Annotated in this window: 12 protein-coding genes; 11 read left to right on the top strand and 1 reads right to left on the bottom strand. The window is 71.9% G+C overall.

The genetic code is table 11. From position 1 onward, the window contains the following. Window positions 1-18: 18 nt before the first annotated feature. Both FCH28_RS31980 and FCH28_RS31985 read left to right on the top strand, forming a co-directional pair. On the top strand, window positions 19-1206 hold the full coding sequence (locus FCH28_RS31980; RefSeq protein WP_136743704.1) for a beta-1,3-glucanase family protein: 1188 nt from the start codon (window positions 19-21) through the stop codon (window positions 1204-1206). A 131-nt stretch (window positions 1207-1337) separates the two neighbouring features. After that, a complete protein-coding gene (locus FCH28_RS31985; RefSeq protein ID WP_136743705.1) occupies window positions 1338-2705 on the top strand; it encodes an MFS transporter in 1368 nt (455 codons plus the stop codon). 53 nt (window positions 2706-2758) lie between these two features. Here the strand turns inward: FCH28_RS31985 and FCH28_RS31990 are convergent, their stop codons facing one another. Then, complete coding sequence (locus FCH28_RS31990; RefSeq protein ID WP_136743706.1) at window positions 2759-4570, bottom strand: glycoside hydrolase family 15 protein; 1812 nt, start codon at window positions 4568-4570, stop codon at window positions 2759-2761. 418 nt (window positions 4571-4988) lie between these two features. On the opposite strand from FCH28_RS31990, the gene FCH28_RS31995 reads away from it, so the two are divergent. From FCH28_RS31995 to FCH28_RS32035, 9 genes are all read left to right on the top strand, one after another. Then, window positions 4989-6644, top strand: coding sequence for a CTP synthase (locus tag FCH28_RS31995; RefSeq protein ID WP_136743707.1), 1656 nt, complete (start codon window positions 4989-4991; stop codon window positions 6642-6644). 138 nt (window positions 6645-6782) lie between these two features. Beyond that, entirely contained in the window at window positions 6783-7409 is a 627-nt protein-coding gene (locus FCH28_RS32000; RefSeq protein ID WP_136743708.1) for an NUDIX domain-containing protein, read from the top strand. A 176-nt stretch (window positions 7410-7585) separates the two neighbouring features. Continuing rightward, window positions 7586-9748, top strand: a complete 2163-nt coding sequence (locus FCH28_RS32005) for a tetratricopeptide repeat protein (protein WP_136743709.1) — start codon at window positions 7586-7588, stop codon at window positions 9746-9748. Between the two features lie 168 nt (window positions 9749-9916). Then, the gene (gene ald / locus FCH28_RS32010; RefSeq protein ID WP_136743871.1) at window positions 9917-11032 is read left to right on the top strand and encodes an alanine dehydrogenase; all 1116 of its coding nucleotides are present in this window, start codon (window positions 9917-9919) and stop codon (window positions 11030-11032) included. A gap of 488 nt (window positions 11033-11520) precedes the next feature. Then, entirely contained in the window at window positions 11521-12537 is a 1017-nt protein-coding gene (locus FCH28_RS32015) for a ParA family protein (protein ID WP_425472052.1), read from the top strand. Beyond that, the gene (locus FCH28_RS32020) at window positions 12534-13172 is read left to right on the top strand and encodes a hypothetical protein (protein ID WP_136743872.1); all 639 of its coding nucleotides are present in this window, start codon (window positions 12534-12536) and stop codon (window positions 13170-13172) included. Before FCH28_RS32015 ends, FCH28_RS32020 begins: the two co-directional genes overlap by 4 nt. A 589-nt stretch (window positions 13173-13761) precedes the next feature. After that, window positions 13762-14901, top strand: coding sequence for a segregation and condensation protein A (locus FCH28_RS32025; protein WP_425472053.1), 1140 nt, complete (start codon window positions 13762-13764; stop codon window positions 14899-14901). Next, the gene (gene scpB, locus FCH28_RS32030) at window positions 14898-15617 is read left to right on the top strand and encodes an SMC-Scp complex subunit ScpB (protein ID WP_246103421.1); all 720 of its coding nucleotides are present in this window, start codon (window positions 14898-14900) and stop codon (window positions 15615-15617) included. The genes FCH28_RS32025 and scpB overlap by 4 nt, the downstream gene beginning before the upstream one ends. Continuing rightward, complete coding sequence (locus tag FCH28_RS32035; protein WP_136743712.1) at window positions 15617-16729, top strand: pseudouridine synthase; 1113 nt, start codon at window positions 15617-15619, stop codon at window positions 16727-16729. The genes scpB and FCH28_RS32035 overlap by 1 nt, the downstream gene beginning before the upstream one ends. The last annotated feature ends 59 nt before the right edge of the window (window positions 16730-16788 follow it).

A 16788-nucleotide genomic window follows, 5' to 3' on the forward strand; every position in this document is an offset into this window, starting at 1 on the left:
CCCAGCAAGGAGCCACCCATGATCACTCGCCGCAGCCTGCTCGGCGGCCTCGCCGCCGGCGCCGCCACCGCCTCGGGATTCGTCCTGGCCGGCCGCGCCACCGGCGCACCCACCCGGGCCCACCGGCCCGCCCCCGACGGCCGTGCCGCGGCCGGCATGTCCCTGCACATCGTCAACAACTCCGGTGAGTACGCCAATTCCTCGGTCTGGATCTACATCGTCGGCAACGACGGCACCCAACAGGTCCATGTCACCCCGGAGGGCGAGCTCAAGCCCGTGGCCCTGGCCGACAACGGCTCGGACGGCTTCACCGACTACGCCATACCGCTCGCCGCCGGCGGCACCACCACCCTCCAACTGCCCCGGATGTCCGGCCGGATCTACACCGCGCTCGGCGGCAAGCTCAAGTTCAAGGCCGTCGAGGACGGCAACGGCAAGGCGGCGCTGGCCTACCCGGCCGGCTGGGTCGCGTCCGACCCCAACTACGACGTGCTCCACGACTGCGCCGAGTTCACGTACAACTCCGGCGGTATGTACTGCAACACCACCATGGTCGACATGTTCAGCGTGCCCCTCGCGATCAAGCTCACCGGCGCCAAGGACCAGACCACCGGCACGCTCAAGGACGGCGCCCGCGCCAAGATCTTCGCCGACGTCAAGGCCGCCGAGGGCTTCGACGCCCTGGTCATCGACGACAAGCGGGTCATCGCCCCCGGCCACGGCCTGGACAGCGGCCTCTTCGGCAAGGACTATCTCGCCCCGGCCATCGACGAGGCATGGTCCGCCTACGAGGCCAAGGACCTGACGGTCACCACCAACGCGGGCGCCTTCACCGGCCGGGTCGGCGGCGGCAAGCTGTCCTTCACCGGGCCGGGCACGGTCTCCTTCGACAAGCCGTCCACCCGCGACGTCCTGTTCTGCGACGGCACCCTCGCCGCCCCCAACGACGGCACCCTCGGCCCCGTCGCCGCCATCCTGGGCGCCGCCCTCAACCGCTCCACGCTCCGCTCGCACGCCGACCAGCCCACCACCGACCCGGCCGCCTTCTACCAGGAGCGCCTCACCAACCACTACGCCAAGGCCATGCACGCGGCGACAAAGGACGGCAAGGCATACGGCTTCGCCTTCGACGATGTCGCCGGCTTCGCCTCGTACATCGAGGACGGCGCCCCGAAGGAGATCACCCTGACCCTGACCCCGTTCTGACCGGCAGGCACCGGACCCGCGCACGGAATCCCCGGTAAGGCCCTCCGGACCCCCAGTAAGGCCCTCCGGCGCGAAATGTCCCGTACATATTCCCGTGACGCGCGCCGGGGCCCGCTCATACGCTGTGTCGCATGTCAGGAACAGAACAGGCAGGCGCGAGCACCGGCACCGGCCCCGCCGACGTCCGAAGGGACGAGGCGGCGGCCGGTATAGCCGAGGGCCCGGACCGCGCCGCCGCCGTGCAGCGGCGCACGGTCCGGGTCCTGATGTCCACCCAGGTCATCGCCGGTATCGGCATGGGCTCGATGCTCTCCTCCGGCTCGCTGCTGGCCGGCCGGCTCACCGGATCCGAAGCCGCGGCAGGGCTCGCCACCGCCCTCATCACCCTGGGCGCGGCCCTGCTCGGCATCCCGCTCGCCGCGCTCTCCCGGTCCCGGGGCCGCCGCATCGGCCTCGGCGCCGGCTGGCTGATCGCCGCCGTCGGCTCCCTGACCGTGCTCGCCGCGGCCCGGCTCGGCTGGATCCTCCTGGTCTTCGCCGGCACGCTCCTCATCGGATCCGGCACCGCCGCCAACCTCCAGTCCCGCTTCGCCGCCACCGACCTGGCCGAGTACGCGCACCGGGCGCGCGCCCTGTCCCTGGTCGTCTGGTCCACCACGGCCGGCAGCGTCCTCGGCCCCAACCTCAGCGGCCCAGGCGAGCCGGTCGCCCGCGCCCTGGGCCTGCCCGAAGAGGCGGGCACCTTCGTCTTCTCCGTCGGCGCGTTCCTGATCGGCTGGGCGCTGACCTGGTTCCTGCTCCGTCCGGACCCGCTGCATGTCGCGGCCGCGACGGCACGTACGGAAGCCGCCCCGCACCGTCAGGGCGCCCCCGCCGCTCCCTCCGCCCGCTTCACCACCCGTATCGCCGCCGCCCTGCGCCAGGTCCGTGCCTCGCCCGGGGCGTTGCTCGGCCTGACCGCCGTCGTCCTCGGCCACGCCCTCATGGTGTCCGTCATGACCATGACGCCGCTGCATCTCGCGCACCACGGCGCCGCGCTGACCGTCGTCGGCTTCACCATCAGCCTGCACCTCGCCGGGATGTACGCGTTCTCGCCGGTCGTCGGCTGGTTCACCGACCGGATCGGCCGGGTGCGCATGATCCTCGCCGGGCAGCTGATCTACGTCTGCGCCGCCACCGTCGCCGGCACCGCCGGCGGCGTCCAGTGGGCCACCGCCACCGGCCTCTTCCTGCTCGGTCTCGGCTGGTCCTGCGCCACCGTCGCCGGCTCGACGCTGCTCACCGAATCCCTCGCGCCCGAGCACCGCTCCGAGGTCCAGGGCCTGGCCGACACCCTGATGGGCCTGGCCGGAGCGGCCGGCGGCACCCTCGCCGGCGGCATCGTCGCGCTGATCGGCTACGGCGGCCTGAACGCCTCCGTAGCCCTGCTGATCCTCCCGGTCATCGCCCTCGCACTGGCCCCGAGGACAGCCCCGAAACCGGGCCGCGCAGGAGCGTGAGAACAAGGTGCCCGGCCACCCCGGGCACCCGTCACCCGCCCCCGGACCCCTCTCTACCCGCCGCCGTAGGCCCCGCTGGCCGTCAGCCGCAGCGCCGTGTCGATCAGCGGGACGTGGCTGAACGCCTGCGGGAAGTTGCCCACCTGGCGCTTGAGCCGCGGGTCCCACTCCTCCGCCAGCAGTCCGAGGTCGTTGCGGAGCGAGAGCAGCTTCTCGAAGAGTTTGCGCGCCTCCTCGACCCGGCCGATCATCGCCAGATCGTCGGCGAGCCAGAACGAGCAGGCCAGGAAGGCCCCTTCGTCGCCTTCGAGGCCGTCCACGCCGAGGCCCTCGCCGGACGTCGGGTAGCGCAGCACAAAGCCGTCCTCGGTGCCGAGCTCCCGCTGGATCGCCTCGATGGTGCCGATGACGCGCTTGTCGTCCGGCGGCAGAAAGCCCATCTGCGGGATCAGCAGCAGCGAGGCGTCCAGCTCCTGCGAGCCGTAGGACTGGGTGAAGGTGTTGCGCTCCTTGTCGTAGCCCTTCTCGCAGACGTCCCGGTGGATGGTCTCGCGCAGGTCCTTCCAGCGCTCCAGCGGACCGTCGACGTCCCCGGACTCGATCAGCTTGACGGTGCGGTCGACCGCGACCCAGGTCATGACCTTGGAGTGGACGAAGTGCCGGCGCGGCCCGCGGACCTCCCAGATCCCCTCGTCCGGCTCGTCCCAGTGCTTCTCCACCCACTGGATCAGCTTGATCTGGAGGAGGGAGGCGTAGTCGTTACGGGCCAGCCCGGTCATGTGCGCCAGGTGCAGGGCCTCGGTGACCTCGCCGTAGACATCCAGCTGGAGTTGTCCCGCGGCCCCGTTGCCGACCCGTACGGGCTGCGAATTCTCGTACCCGGGAAGCCAGTTGAGCTCGTTCTCGCCCAGCTCCCGCTCACCCGCGATGCCGTACATGATCTGCAGGTTCTCCGGATCGCCTGCCACCGCCCGCAGCAGCCACTCGCGCCAGGCCCGCGCCTCTTCCCGGTAGCCGGTACGCAGCAGGGAGGACAGGGTGATCGCGGCGTCCCGGAGCCAGGTGAAGCGGTAGTCCCAGTTGCGGATGCCGCCGATGCACTCGGGCAGCGAGGTGGTCGGCGCCGCCACGATCCCGCCGGTCGGCGCGTACGTCAGCGCCTTGAGCGTGATCAGCGAGCGCACCACCGCGTCGCGGTAGGGACCGTGGTACGTGCAGTGCTCGACCCACTCGCGCCAGAAGTCCTCGGTGGCCTCCAGCGACGCCTCCGGCTCCGGCAGCGCCGGCGGCTGGTGATGCGAGGGCTGCCAGCTGATCGTGAACGCGATCCGCTCGCCCGGCGACACCGTGAAGTCGGAGAACGTGGTCAGGTCCTTGCCGTAGGTGTCCACGGAGGTGTCCAGCCACACCGAGTCCGGGCCCGCCACGGCGACCGTGCGGTGATCCACCTTGTGCACCCACGGCACGACCCACCCGTAGGCGAACCGCATCCGCAGCTCCGAACGCATCGGGACGCGGCCGCTGACCCCTTCCACGATGCGGATGACCTGGGGCGCGCCGTCACGCGGCGGCATGAAGTCGATGACCCGAACCGTGCCGCGCGGGGTGTCCCACTCGGATTCGAGGACGAGCGAGTCCCCCCGGTAGCGGCGGCGGTCGGCAGGCTGCGGCTTGCTCCCGGCGGCGCGCGCGGGCCCCATCCGCCAGAACCCGTGCTCCTCGGTGCCCAGCAGTCCCGCGAAGACCGCGGGGGAGTCGAAGCGCGGCAGGCACAGCCAGTCGACCGTGCCGTCCCGGCACACTAGAGCGGCGGTCTGCATATCGCCGATGAGTGCGTAGTCCTCGATGCGCCCGGCCACGTGCATCTCCCGTCGAACTGGAGTGACGCCCCCCATGGGACGTGTTAGCTGTCCGTCCTGCCCATGAAACGTCGCCGAGCAGCGGGACCGGAAATCGGGCGGGGGTGGTGCCTTCCCGGACGGCTCGTAGCGAGTGTCCGAGCAGGATACGACGCACACGGGTGGTCTGCGCGCCGCTCGCGGGGAGTGGGGTCGTCCGATCGGGTGGGTCGGTCACGGAAAGGTCACGCGCGGAGGTACGTGCGTGGCCGGGAGCGACCATGCCCGGTCGCTGATAGCCTGGTACCCCGTGGACCGGTGGGACCCACAGATGTCACGGCAGACGTCCGGCACCCCCGAACCGCAGCGAACGCACCCCTGAATCTCCAGGCCGGCGCAGCTTCGCACCTCTCCACCTCGCGACCACGGGAGCTCCCTCTTGGCCATGCCGCCCAAATCCACGACGACCAAGCACCTCTTCGTCACCGGGGGCGTCGCCTCCTCGCTCGGCAAGGGGCTCACCGCCTCCAGCCTGGGTGCGCTCCTGAAGGCGCGCGGCCTGCGGGTCACGATGCAGAAGCTCGACCCGTACCTGAACGTCGACCCCGGAACGATGAACCCGTTCCAGCACGGTGAGGTCTTCGTCACCAACGACGGCGCCGAGACCGACCTGGACATCGGCCACTACGAGCGGTTCCTCGACGTCGACCTCGACGGCAGTGCGAACGTCACCACCGGCCAGGTCTACAACACCGTCATCGCCAAGGAGCGGCGCGGCGAGTACCTCGGCGACACCGTGCAGGTCATCCCGCACATCACCAACGAGATCAAGCACCGCATCCGGCGGATGGCGACCGACGACGTCGATGTCGTCATCACCGAGGTCGGCGGCACGGTCGGCGACATCGAGTCGCTGCCGTTCCTGGAGACGGTCCGCCAGGTCCGCCACGAGGTCGGCCGGGACAACGTCTTCGTCGTGCACATCTCGCTGCTCCCGTACATCGGCCCGTCCGGCGAGCTGAAGACCAAGCCGACCCAGCACTCGGTCGCGGCGCTGCGCAACATCGGCATCCAGCCGGACGCCATCGTGCTGCGCGCCGACCGCGAGGTGCCCACCGCGATCAAGCGCAAGATCTCGCTGATGTGCGACGTCGACGAGGCCGCGGTCATCGCGTGCCCGGACGCGCCGTCCATCTACGACATCCCCAAGGTCGTGCACGCCGAGGGCCTGGACGCCTATGTTGTCCGGAAGCTGGACCTGCCCTTCCGCGATGTGGACTGGACCCAGTGGGCGGACCTGCTGGACCGGGTCCACAACCCGGACCACGAGGTCAAGATCGCGCTGGTCGGCAAGTACATCGACCTGCCCGACGCCTACCTCTCGGTCACCGAGGCGCTGCGGGCCGGCGGCTTCGCGAACAAGGCCAGGGTGAAGGTGAAGTGGGTCACCTCCGACGACTGCCGGACCCCGGCCGGGGCCGCCGAGCAGCTCGCCGACTGCGACGCGGTCTGCATCCCGGGCGGCTTCGGCGACCGCGGTGTGGACGGCAAGGTCGGCGCGATCACCTACGCCCGCGAGAACAAGCTGCCGCTGCTCGGCCTGTGCCTGGGCCTGCAGTGCGTGGTCATCGAGGCGGCCCGCAACCTGGCCGGCATCGAGGGCGCCAACTCCACCGAGTTCGACCCGGCCGCCGCCGACCCGGTCATCTCCACGATGGCCGAGCAGATGGACATCGTCGCAGGTGAGGGCGACATGGGCGGCACGATGCGGCTCGGTATGTACCCGGCCAAGCTCGCCGAGGGCTCGATCGTGCGCGAGACGTACGACGACCAGCCCTACGTCGAGGAGCGGCACCGCCACCGCTACGAGGTCAACAACGCCTACCGCGGCGAGCTGGAGAAGAAGGCCGGGCTGCTGTTCTCCGGCACCTCCCCGGACAACAAGCTCGTCGAGTACGTCGAGTACCCGCGCGAGGTGCACCCGTACCTGGTCGCCACCCAGGCGCACCCGGAGCTGCGGTCCCGCCCGACCCGCCCGCACCCGCTGTTCGCCGGCCTGGTGAAGGCCGCGGTCGCGCGGAAGACGGGCATCGCGAAGTAGGAAATCCGCGACGGATACGGTTGCCGGGGTACGGCCTCATCGAGGTCGTGCCCCGGTTTCCGCGTTTCAGCGCTTCTGAGTTTTCAGCGTTTTCTGCGATTTCTGCGTCGGCACAGGCAACACACAGGAGGACCCGCCATGGCGATCAAGGACACCCCCGAGGAGTGGACGGTCACCGCGACCACGACGCCGTTCACCGGGAACAAGACCAGCGTGCGCACCGACGAGGTGGTCATGCCGGACGGCGCCACCGTCACGCGGGACTACCAGGTCCACCCCGGTTCGGTGGCGGTCCTCGCCCTCGACGACGAGGGCCGGGTGCTGGTGCTGCGCCAGTACCGTCACCCCGTACGCCAGAAGCTCTGGGAGATCCCGGCCGGGCTGCTCGACATCCCCGGCGAGAACCCGCTGCACGCGGCGCAGCGCGAGCTGTACGAGGAGGCGCACGTCAAGGCCGAGGACTGGCGGGTGCTGGCCGACGTCTACACGACGCCCGGCGGCTGCGACGAGGCCGTGCGGATCTTCCTCGCCCGGGAGCTGTCCGAGGCCGAGGGCGAGCGGTTCGAGGTCTCCGAGGAGGAGGCCGACATGGAGCTGGCGCGGGTCCCGCAGGCCGAACTGGTCCGCGGGGTGCTGGCCGGCGAGCTGCACAACAACTGCCTCGTCGTGGGTGTGCTGGCACTCACCGCGGCGCAGAACGGCGACGGTCTGGACGCGCTGCGGCCGGCCGACGCGCCCTGGCCGGCCCGCCCCTTCGAGGCCTGACCCGCCGTCCGGCGGCATCCCACTTTCGTGCACCGGTCAGATGATCCGGTGAACCGATCGGGTGACTCAACCGCCCTGCTCCGCACGGGCCGTGACGGGCCGTGAACTACGCTCGGTCACGTTCCCGTCCGCGCCCGCGGCGGGTTCGTACGCGCAGGTGGACGGGAGCGGGGCCGGTGACGGATCAGGCGGTGGGCGGGGGGCACCTCCCGCCGGAGGCGGTGCGGCGGACCGGCCCGACGGCGGGCGACCAGCACGCACCGGCGTCCCGCCCGGCCGCGGACGGCCGGGCCCCCGCCGAAGCCACCGTGCCCGCGGCCGCCGTTCCCCCGAACCGGGCGGGTGCCGTCGGCCGCCGCCGCGAGCTCAAGGCGCTGCACGCCGACATCGAACGCGCCGGCCTCGACACCCTCTCCGGCCGCAAGGGCGCCCGCAGCCGTGTGCTATTGATCGCCGGCCGCCCCGGCTCGGGCCGCACCGAACTCGCCGAGGAACTGCTCCGCGAACTCGCCGCCGACTACCCCGACGGTGTGCTGCGGGCAACGCTCACCGCGCCGGGCGGCGCACCGGCCGACACCGGCCGCACCGCCCGCGAACTGCTCGCCGCGCTCGGCGTCGACGCCCCGCCCGGCGCCGCCGAGGACGAGCTGACCGAGCGCCTCCGCGGCGCGCTCGCCACCCGCCGCGCACTGCTCTTCCTGGACGACGCGCCGGGCGCCGAACAGGTCGAACCGCTGCTCCCCGACGCCCCCGACTGCCTGGTCGTGGTCGTCTCCCAGGGGCCGCTGACCGGTATCCCGGACGTCCGGCCGTGTGCCCTCGGCGGCCTGGGCAGCGCGGCCGCCGTCGAACTGCTCAGCCGTTACGCGGGCCCGACCAGGATCACCGTCGATCCGCGGACCGCCGAGGCGGTCGCCGAGGAGTGCCGCGGCCAGCCCGCCGCCCTGGTGCTGGCCGGCGGCTGGCTCGCGGCCCGGCCCAAGTCCTCGGTCTCCGATCTGCGCCAGGCGCTGCGCGAGGTCCCGCTGCCGGCCGATCTGTCCACCGGTGCCCGCCCGTTGTACCGGGCCTTCCATCTCGTGTACGGCACGCTGCCGCCGCCCGCCGCACGGATGCTCCGGCTGATCACCCTGGCTCCCGGCGGCCTGGTCGACGCGCATCTCGCGTCCGCGCTGGCCGGCTGCTCGGTCGTGGTGGCCGGGACCGCACTGCGGGAATTCGCCGCGCTGGGCCTGCTGCGGCCGGTCGACGAAGACACCCCCGACAACCCGGCGCGGGGCGGCGCGCAGGCCTCCGACTCCGCGCCGCGTCCCCCGTTCCGCTTGCCCGGCTGCCTGGACCCGCTGGTGCGGGAGCTGCTCGATGAGCACGAGCGGCCCGCCGACATCCAGTTGGCCCGCGCCCGCATGCTGGAGCGCACCGTACGGCTGCTCCAGTCCTGCCGGGCGATGGGCGAGCCGCCCGGTTCGCCCGCGCGCAAGAAGGCCGAGGGGCTGCCGCGTTCGTTCCGCTTCGTCTCCAGGGCGGCGGCCGCGAGCTGGCTGCGCAGCCGCCGGGACACGCTGCTGGATGCCGCCCGGATCGCCGCCGCCGACGGTGAACTGGACACCCTGGACCGGCGGTTGATGGCCACGCTGACCCGGACGCTGCTTGCGCACGAGGGCCCGGAGGCGGCCGCGCCGGACCTCTACGCGCTGCACGGGCTGGTGCTGGAAGTCGCCGAGCGGCGCGGTCTGGCGCGCGAGAAGGCCGCCGCCCTGCTCAACCTCGCGGACCTCGACGGCCAGGCGGGCCGTACCTCGGAGGCGCTCGGCCGCTACCGGGGCGCGCTGGAGGCGGCCCGCTCGGTGAAGGACCCGGTGGCCACCGGCCGGGCGCTGGAGTCGCTGGGCGCCTCGTACACCGAGCTGGGCGACTGGCAGCGGGCCGCGGACTGGTACGGGCGGGCGCTGGAGCTGCGGCTGGCCCGGGGCGAGGGGCCCGACGCGGCGCGGCTGCACGGCCGGATCGGCGACGCACACCGCCGCGCGGGCCGGTGGGACGAGGCGCTCAGGGAGTGGCGGGCGGCCGCCCGGACGTACCGCAGGGCCGGCGACGCGGCGGGCCAGGCGCGGGCGACCGGCGAGCTGGCGCGGGTCCAGGAGTGCGCGGGCCGGCCCGAGGACGGGCTGCGGACCTTCCTCGAAGCCATCGAAATCGCCCGTAACGCCGGTGACGGACGCCTGGAAGCGGGGCTGCGCCTTCGGATCGCGGACGCCCTGGAGCGGCTCGGCGACCCAGCAGCGGCGGGGCTCCACCGGTCCGAGGGAGATCGTCTTCTTGAAGATCACCCCGACTAGCCTACGAAATCGGTGGTGGTGCTCATGAAAATAGGTGCTTTGCAAGGCTAGACAAGAGGAGATCCTTCAATAGACTGGGCGGGCCGCGTACGGCGCGGTCAGTTCCGTCATGCATCGCATGAGGGGATAATTCCTCCTGCAAGCACTCATTCAAGGACCGTGATCGACGTGAAGGTCGGCATCCCCCGCGAGGTCAAGAACAACGAGTTCCGCGTGGCAATCACGCCCGCCGGAGTGAACGAGCTCGTCCGCCATGGCCACCAGGTCTTCATCGAGAAGGACGCCGGCCTCGGCTCGTCCATCACGAATGAGGAGTACGTCTCCGCCGGCGCCACCATCCTCGGCACCGCCGACGAGGTCTGGGGCACCGCCGACCTCCTGCTGAAGGTCAAGGAGCCCATCGCGGAGGAGTACCACCGCCTCCGCAAGGACCAGACCCTCTTCACGTACCTGCACCTCGCGGCCTCCCGCGAGTGCACGGACGCGCTGCTGGAGTCCGGCACCACCGCCATCGCCTACGAGACCGTCGAGACGGCCGGCCGCCAGCTGCCGCTGCTCGCCCCGATGTCCGAGGTCGCGGGCCGGATCGCCCCGCAGGTCGGCGCGTACCACCTGATGCGCCAGGCCGGCGGCCGCGGTGTGCTGCCCGGCGGCGTCCCCGGCGTCGCCGCGGGCAAGGCCGTCGTCATCGGCGGCGGCGTCTCCGGCTGGAACGCCGTGCAGATCGCCGTGGGCCTCGGCTTCCACGTCACCCTGCTCGACAAGGACATCAACAAGCTCCGCGAGGCCGACAAGATCTTCGGCACCAAGGTGCAGACGATCGTCTCCAACGCCTACGAGCTGGAGAAGGCCGTCATCGAGGCCGACCTCGTCGTCGGTGCCGTCCTGATCCCCGGCGCCAAGGCCCCCAAGCTGGTCACCAACGAGCTCGTCGCCAAGATGAAGCCCGGGAGTGTCCTTGTCGACATCGCGATCGACCAGGGCGGCTGCTTCGAGGACTCCAAGCCGACCACCCACGCCGAGCCGACCTTCGAGGTCCACAACTCGGTCTTCTACTGCGTCGCCAACATGCCCGGCGCGGTCCCGAACACCTCCACCCACGCCCTCACCAACGCCACGCTGCCCTACATCGTGGAGCTGGCGAACCGCGGCTGGGTCGAGGCGCTGCGCCGTGACCCGGCGCTGGCCAAGGGCCTGAACACGCACGACGGCAAGGTCGTCTACGGCCCGGTCGCCGAGGCGCACGGCCTGGAGACCGTCGAACTGCGCACGCTCCTCGGCTGAGGCGTCAAGTAAGCGCGTCAACGCCGCACAACCGGCCGGGCCTTGTCGACAGGGCCCGGCCGGTCGCGTGTGCGCCACGCCGCACGACCGGCGTCGGACGACGATCTCTCAACTCGCCGTGAACGTAACCCTTTAACCGATTCGCGCACCCCCGAAACATCGGTCCGATGCCGCTCGCGCCCTTGACATCGAGGGGTTCGGTTACCGACACATCGGGCCGGGTCCGGTGGATTGTGTTGCTGCGGACGCCCGACACGCCATAGAGTCGCCAACCGTCGGCATGGTGTCACGCTGACCTATCGATAAGTTTCCTGGTCACATCCAAGGAGGTAAGACGACTTGTGAATGAGTCGACATTTTCTCCCGGAGGTGGTCAACCAGGAGCGGTTGCACGGGGCATGGGTCCCTCGGGGCGCGAGGCTGTCGGCTCCGTCGCGGTCCACACCTTCGCAACCCACCAGAGCATGACCACGACAGCCCACCAAAGCATGGACGGCCATCACGTGAACGCCATGGCCGGCGACCGGGGCAGTGGAGAACCCGCCCGTCTCGCCGACTACGACGACCTGCCCGAGGGGCACTTCTACGATCCGGACGCCGAGTACGAGCCGGACCCCGAATACGCGGCCACGCTCGCGCCCGACGCCGCGCGCCAACGCCGCGAACGCGTCGGCCCGACCGGACGCCCACTCCCGTACTTCCCCATTCCCGGGCCGCTCTCGGAGCACGGCCCGGCGAAAATCATCGCGATGTGCAACCAGAAGGGCGGGGTCGGCAAGACCACCTCGACCATCAACCTGGGCGCCGCACTCGCCGAATACGGACGACGGGTGCTGCTCGTCGACTTCGACCCGCAGGGCGCCCTGTCGGTCGGACTCGGCGTCAACCCGATGGAGCTCGACCTGACGGTCTACAACCTGCTCATGGAGCGGGGCATGTCGGCCGACGAGGTGCTCCTGAAGACCGCGGTCCCCAACATGGACCTGCTTCCCAGCAATATCGATTTGTCAGCGGCCGAAGTGCAGTTGGTCAGCGAGGTCGCGCGCGAGTCGACGCTCCAGCGCGCCCTCAAGCCGCTGCTCGCCGACTACGACTACATCGTCATCGACTGCCAGCCCTCGCTCGGTCTGCTGACCGTCAACGCCCTGACGGCGGCTCACAAGGTCATCGTCCCGCTGGAGTGCGAGTTCTTCGCGCTGCGCGGTGTGGCGCTGCTCACCGAGACGATCGAGAAGGTCCAGGAGCGGCTCAACCCCGAGCTGCAGCTGGACGGCATCCTGGCGACGATGTACGACTCCCGCACCGTGCACAGCCGCGAGGTCCTGGCGCGCGTCGTGGAGGCCTTCGACGATCACGTCTACCACACCGTCATCGGCCGTACGGTCCGCTTCCCCGAGACCACCGTCGCGGGCGAGCCGATCACGACCTACGCCTCCAACTCCGTCGGTGCGGCCGCCTATCGCCAGCTCGCCAGGGAGGTGCTCGCCCGGTGTCACGCCGAGTGAGTCTGCCCGGAGCCGACGAACTGTTCCGCACCACCGGGGGGATGGGGCTGCAGTCCTCGTCTCCCCGCCGCACGGCCAACGGATCCACCGCCAACGGCGAGGCGCCGCGGGTGCCCGCCCCGGCCGGTGAGTCCGACCCCGCCCAGGACGCGCCGGAGACGCCCGCCGGGGTACGCCAGCGGCACGCGGACAACGACGCCGCCGAGGCCCCGGCCGACGGCGGCGCGCGCACGGCGGCTCCGGCCGAGCACGGCGGCCGCGAGACGGACACGGACGGACCGCAGGGCCGCAGGGCCCAGGCGGGCCAGTCCGGACAGGCGGCACAGGCCGGCCAGTCCATGCAGGACGCCGCCGCGGCGGCCGCCCAGGTCGGCCAGCAGGGCCGACGGCGCGGCGCCGGGCGTGGCGCCAACCGGCGCCCCAGCGGCCGGGAACGGCACGACGAGAAGATCACCGTCTATGTCTCCGCAGAGGAGCTCATGGACCTCGAACACGCGCGCCTGGTGCTGCGCGGTGAACACGGTCTCGCCGTCGACCGCGGCCGGATCGTCCGCGAAGCGGTCGCCGTCGTCCTCGCCGACCTGGAGTCGCGCGGCGACGCCAGCATCCTCGTACGGCGGCTGCGCGGACGCTGACGCCCGCTGCGTCGTCTGGTGCGGACAGCGGCCGGCTCGGCCCCGGGGCCGCCGTCGTGCCTGCCCGTTGCGGCCGTCCGCCGCGGCGGCGGGGAATTTTTGCGGCCGCCGCCGCGGTGCCGGTACGTCGTGCCGGGCGGGCCGCGAGATAGCCTGCCCCTTCGGCGGGCCGCCCCGCCCGTGACCAGCCCGTCGCCCCGGCACGGGGACCGCAGCACCATGGACCGCGATGCCGACGACCGACAACGACGCCCCTTCGCCCCGCGCCCGCCGCCCTCTGGGGCGCGGGCCGGGCGCGGGACGCCGGACGGAGGAAGCGGCCGAGGCCGGGGCGCCGGGAACGCTGCCGGGCGCCGGGGAGCCCGAGGTTCCCGCCGCGACGCAGGCTGGGCGGCGCGAGGCTCCGGAGAGAGCGGAGGACGGCCACAAGGCGCCCGGGGCCTCGGAGGAACCGGAGGCTCGGGACGTGGCCCGGGTCCGCGATCAGCGGGCCGCCGAAGAGGCACCGGCTCCCGAAGAGGCACCAGTTCCCGAGGAGGCCCCGGCTCCGGAGGAGCTCCCGGTTCTCGAGGAGCCGCAGGGCAGCGATGTGCCGCCGGTCCCGGGCGAACCGGACGCCGCGGAGGAGCCGGACTCCCCGGAGGAGCCGCAGGCTCCGGACGTACGACAGGCCACCGGGGGGACTGGGACTCCCGGAGAGCCGCTGGCCCTGGACGCACCGGGGCCCGTCGAGCAGCCCCCGGCCCCTGAGCAGCCCTCGGACGCCGAGAAGTCGGACGTCGGGGAGCCGCACGTCGGGGAGCCGCACGTCGACGCCCCGTCGGCCCCCGACGCCGGCGACGGCAGGTTCACCATCCGGCTGGCGAACTTCGAGGGCCCCTTCGACCTCCTCCTCCAGCTGATCTCCAAGCACAAACTGGACGTCACCGAGGTCGCGCTGTCGAAGGTGACCGACGAGTTCATGGCGCACATCCGGGCCATGGGGCCGGACTGGGATCTTGACCAGACCACCGAGTTCCTGGTCGTCGCGGCGACCCTGCTCGACCTGAAGGCGGCCCGGCTGCTGCCCGCCGCCGAGGTGGAGGACGAAGCGGACCTCGCGCTTCTGGAGGCCCGCGATCTGCTCTTCGCGCGGCTCCTCCAGTACCGCGCCTACAAGCGCATCGCGGACATCTTCAGCGGCCGGCTGGCGGACGAGGCGCGGCGCCACCCCCGTACCGTCGGGCTGGAGCCGCAGCACGCCGAGCTGCTGCCCGAAGTCGTCATCAGCATCGGGGCGGAAGGATTCGCCAAGCTCGCCGTGAAGGCGATGCAGCCCAAGGCCAAGCCCCAGGTGTACGTCGACCACATCCACGCGCCGCTGGTGAGCGTGCGCGAGCAGGCCGAGGTGGTGATGGCGCGGCTGCGTGAGGCCGGCGAGACCAGCTTCCAGGAGCTGGTCGCCGACGCACCGGACACGCTCACCGTCGTCGCGCGGTTCCTGGCCCTGCTGGAGCTCTACCGGGAGCGGGTGGTCATCCTGGACCAGGAGGAGGCCCTGGGGGCCCTACGGGTCCGCTGGACGGGCGCGGAGGGAGCCGAGCCGGTCGTCACGGACGAGTTCGACCAGGAATCGGGCAGCCCGGCCGCCGGGTCGGAACAGGGAGCGCGGGCGGCGGACGACGAGGAAGCGGCAGCCGACGAGGAAGCGGCGGACGACCGGGAAGCGGCGGAAGAGGAGCGGGCATGAGCGGCGGCGAGGCCGGGAGCCAGGCGTACGACGTCACGGAGAGCGTGCTGGAGGACGGGCTCCGGGAGCGCCCGGACACCGCGGACGCGCCCGACGCCCCGGCCGGGGCGCTCGGCGTCGCCGAGCTGGCGCTGAAGCCCGCCCTGGAGGCCGTCCTCATGGTCGTCGACGAGCCCGCGACCGAGGAGCACCTGGCCAAGGTGCTGCAACGGCCCCGCCGGTCGGTCGCGCTGGCGCTTCGCGAGCTGTCCGACGACTACGCCAGGCAGGGCCGCGGTTTCGATCTGCGGCTGGTGGCCGGCGGCTGGCGGTTCTACTCCCGCGCCGAGTACACGGACGCGGTGGAGAGCTTCGTCCTGGACGGCCAGCAGGCCCGGCTCACCCAGGCCGCATTGGAGACTCTGGCCGTAGTCGCGTACCGTCAGCCGGTCAGCCGTTCCCGAGTCTCGGCCGTTCGCGGTGTGAACTGTGACGGTGTGATGCGCACGCTCCTCCAGCGCGGACTGGTGGAGGAGGCGGGAACGGAACCTGAAACAGGTGCGATCCTGTACAGGACGACGAATTACTTTCTGGAGCGGATGGGCCTGCGCGGCCTGGACGAGCTCCCGGAGCTCGCACCGTTCCTCCCGGAGGCGGACGCGGTCGAGGGCGACTCGCTGGAAGGTATCCCGTCGTTCGACGTAGACGACAGCGGCGACTCTCAGACGGATCATTGATGCGAAGCAGCGGCAGGAACAACGACAGCGGTAGGGGCAACTACCGCGGCGCGGGCAACAAGCGGGACGACAAGCAGCAGCGCGCCGGCAAGCCCCGTCCCGAGGAGCGCCGCTACGACGTGGGCGGATCCGCCGGCGGTGACGAGCGCAAGGGCGGCGCGAAGAGCGGCAGCCGGGGCGCGGCGGCCCGCGGCGGCGCCAAGGGCGGCCCCCGTACCGGCGCCGCCGCCTCCAAGCCGGGCCGCGGCGGCGGCAAGGGCGCCCCGCAGCGCGGCCGCGGCCAGGCGCCCGCGCGGCCCCGCGAGTACGACGCCCAGGTCGAGGAGCGCAACCGGGCCCGGCACAGCAAGCCGCAGATCAAGACCCCCAAGACCTTCCCCGGCGCCGAGCAGGAGGGCGAGCGGCTCCAGAAGGTGCTGGCCAGGGCCGGCATGGGCTCGCGGCGGGCCTGCGAGGAGCTGATCGAGCAGGCGCGGGTCGAGGTCAACGGCCGGATCGTCATGGAGCAGGGCGTCCGGGTCGACCCGGAGAAGGACGAGATCAAGGTCGACGGCCTGACGGTCGCCACCCAGTCGTACCTGTTCTTCGCGCTGAACAAGCCGGCCGGTGTCGTCTCCACGATGGAGGACCCGGACGGCCGCCAGTGCCTGGGCGACTACGTCACCAACCGGGAGACGCGGCTGTTCCACGTCGGCCGGCTGGACACCGAGACCGAGGGCATCATCCTGCTCACCAACCACGGCGAGCTCGCCCACCGGCTGACGCACCCGCGCTACGGCGTCAAGAAGACCTACCTCGCGGCGATCCAGGGCCCCCTCCCGCGCGACCTGGGCAAGAAGCTCAAGGACGGCATCCCGCTGGAGGACGGCTACGCCCGCGCCGACCACTTCCGCGTCGTGGAGAACACCGGCAAGAACTACCTCGTCGAGGTGAGCCTCCACGAGGGCCGCAAGCACATCGTGCGCCGGATGCTGGCCGAGGCCGGCTTCCCCGTCGACAAGCTGGTCCGTACGGCCTTCGGCCCGATCGCGCTGGGCGACCAGAAGTCGGGCTGGCTGCGCCGGATGACCAACACCGAGGTCGGCATGCTGATGCGCGAGGTCGAGCTGTAGTCGAGCTCCAGGCGAGCTCCCGGGGTCCGCTCCTGTACCCGCCCACCCCCCGAAGGGGG

It is taken from the genome of Streptomyces piniterrae (genome assembly GCF_005048155.1).
Classification (GTDB): domain Bacteria; phylum Actinomycetota; class Actinomycetes; order Streptomycetales; family Streptomycetaceae; genus Streptomyces; species Streptomyces piniterrae.

Coding starts and splice junctions, on each gene's coding strand:
- FCH28_RS31980 (WP_136743704.1), top strand. CDS start 19: ATGATCACTCGCCGCAGCCTGCTCGGCGGCCTCGCCGCCGGCGCCGCC.
- FCH28_RS31985 (WP_136743705.1), top strand. CDS start 1,338: ATGTCAGGAACAGAACAGGCAGGCGCGAGCACCGGCACCGGCCCCGCC.
- FCH28_RS31990 (WP_136743706.1), bottom strand. CDS start 4,570: ATGCACGTGGCCGGGCGCATCGAGGACTACGCACTCATCGGCGATATG.
- FCH28_RS31995 (WP_136743707.1), top strand. CDS start 4,989: ATGCCGCCCAAATCCACGACGACCAAGCACCTCTTCGTCACCGGGGGC.
- FCH28_RS32000 (WP_136743708.1), top strand. CDS start 6,783: ATGGCGATCAAGGACACCCCCGAGGAGTGGACGGTCACCGCGACCACG.
- FCH28_RS32015 (WP_425472052.1), top strand. CDS start 11,521: ATGGACGGCCATCACGTGAACGCCATGGCCGGCGACCGGGGCAGTGGA.
- scpB (WP_246103421.1), top strand. CDS start 14,898: ATGAGCGGCGGCGAGGCCGGGAGCCAGGCGTACGACGTCACGGAGAGC.
- FCH28_RS32035 (WP_136743712.1), top strand. CDS start 15,617: ATGCGAAGCAGCGGCAGGAACAACGACAGCGGTAGGGGCAACTACCGC.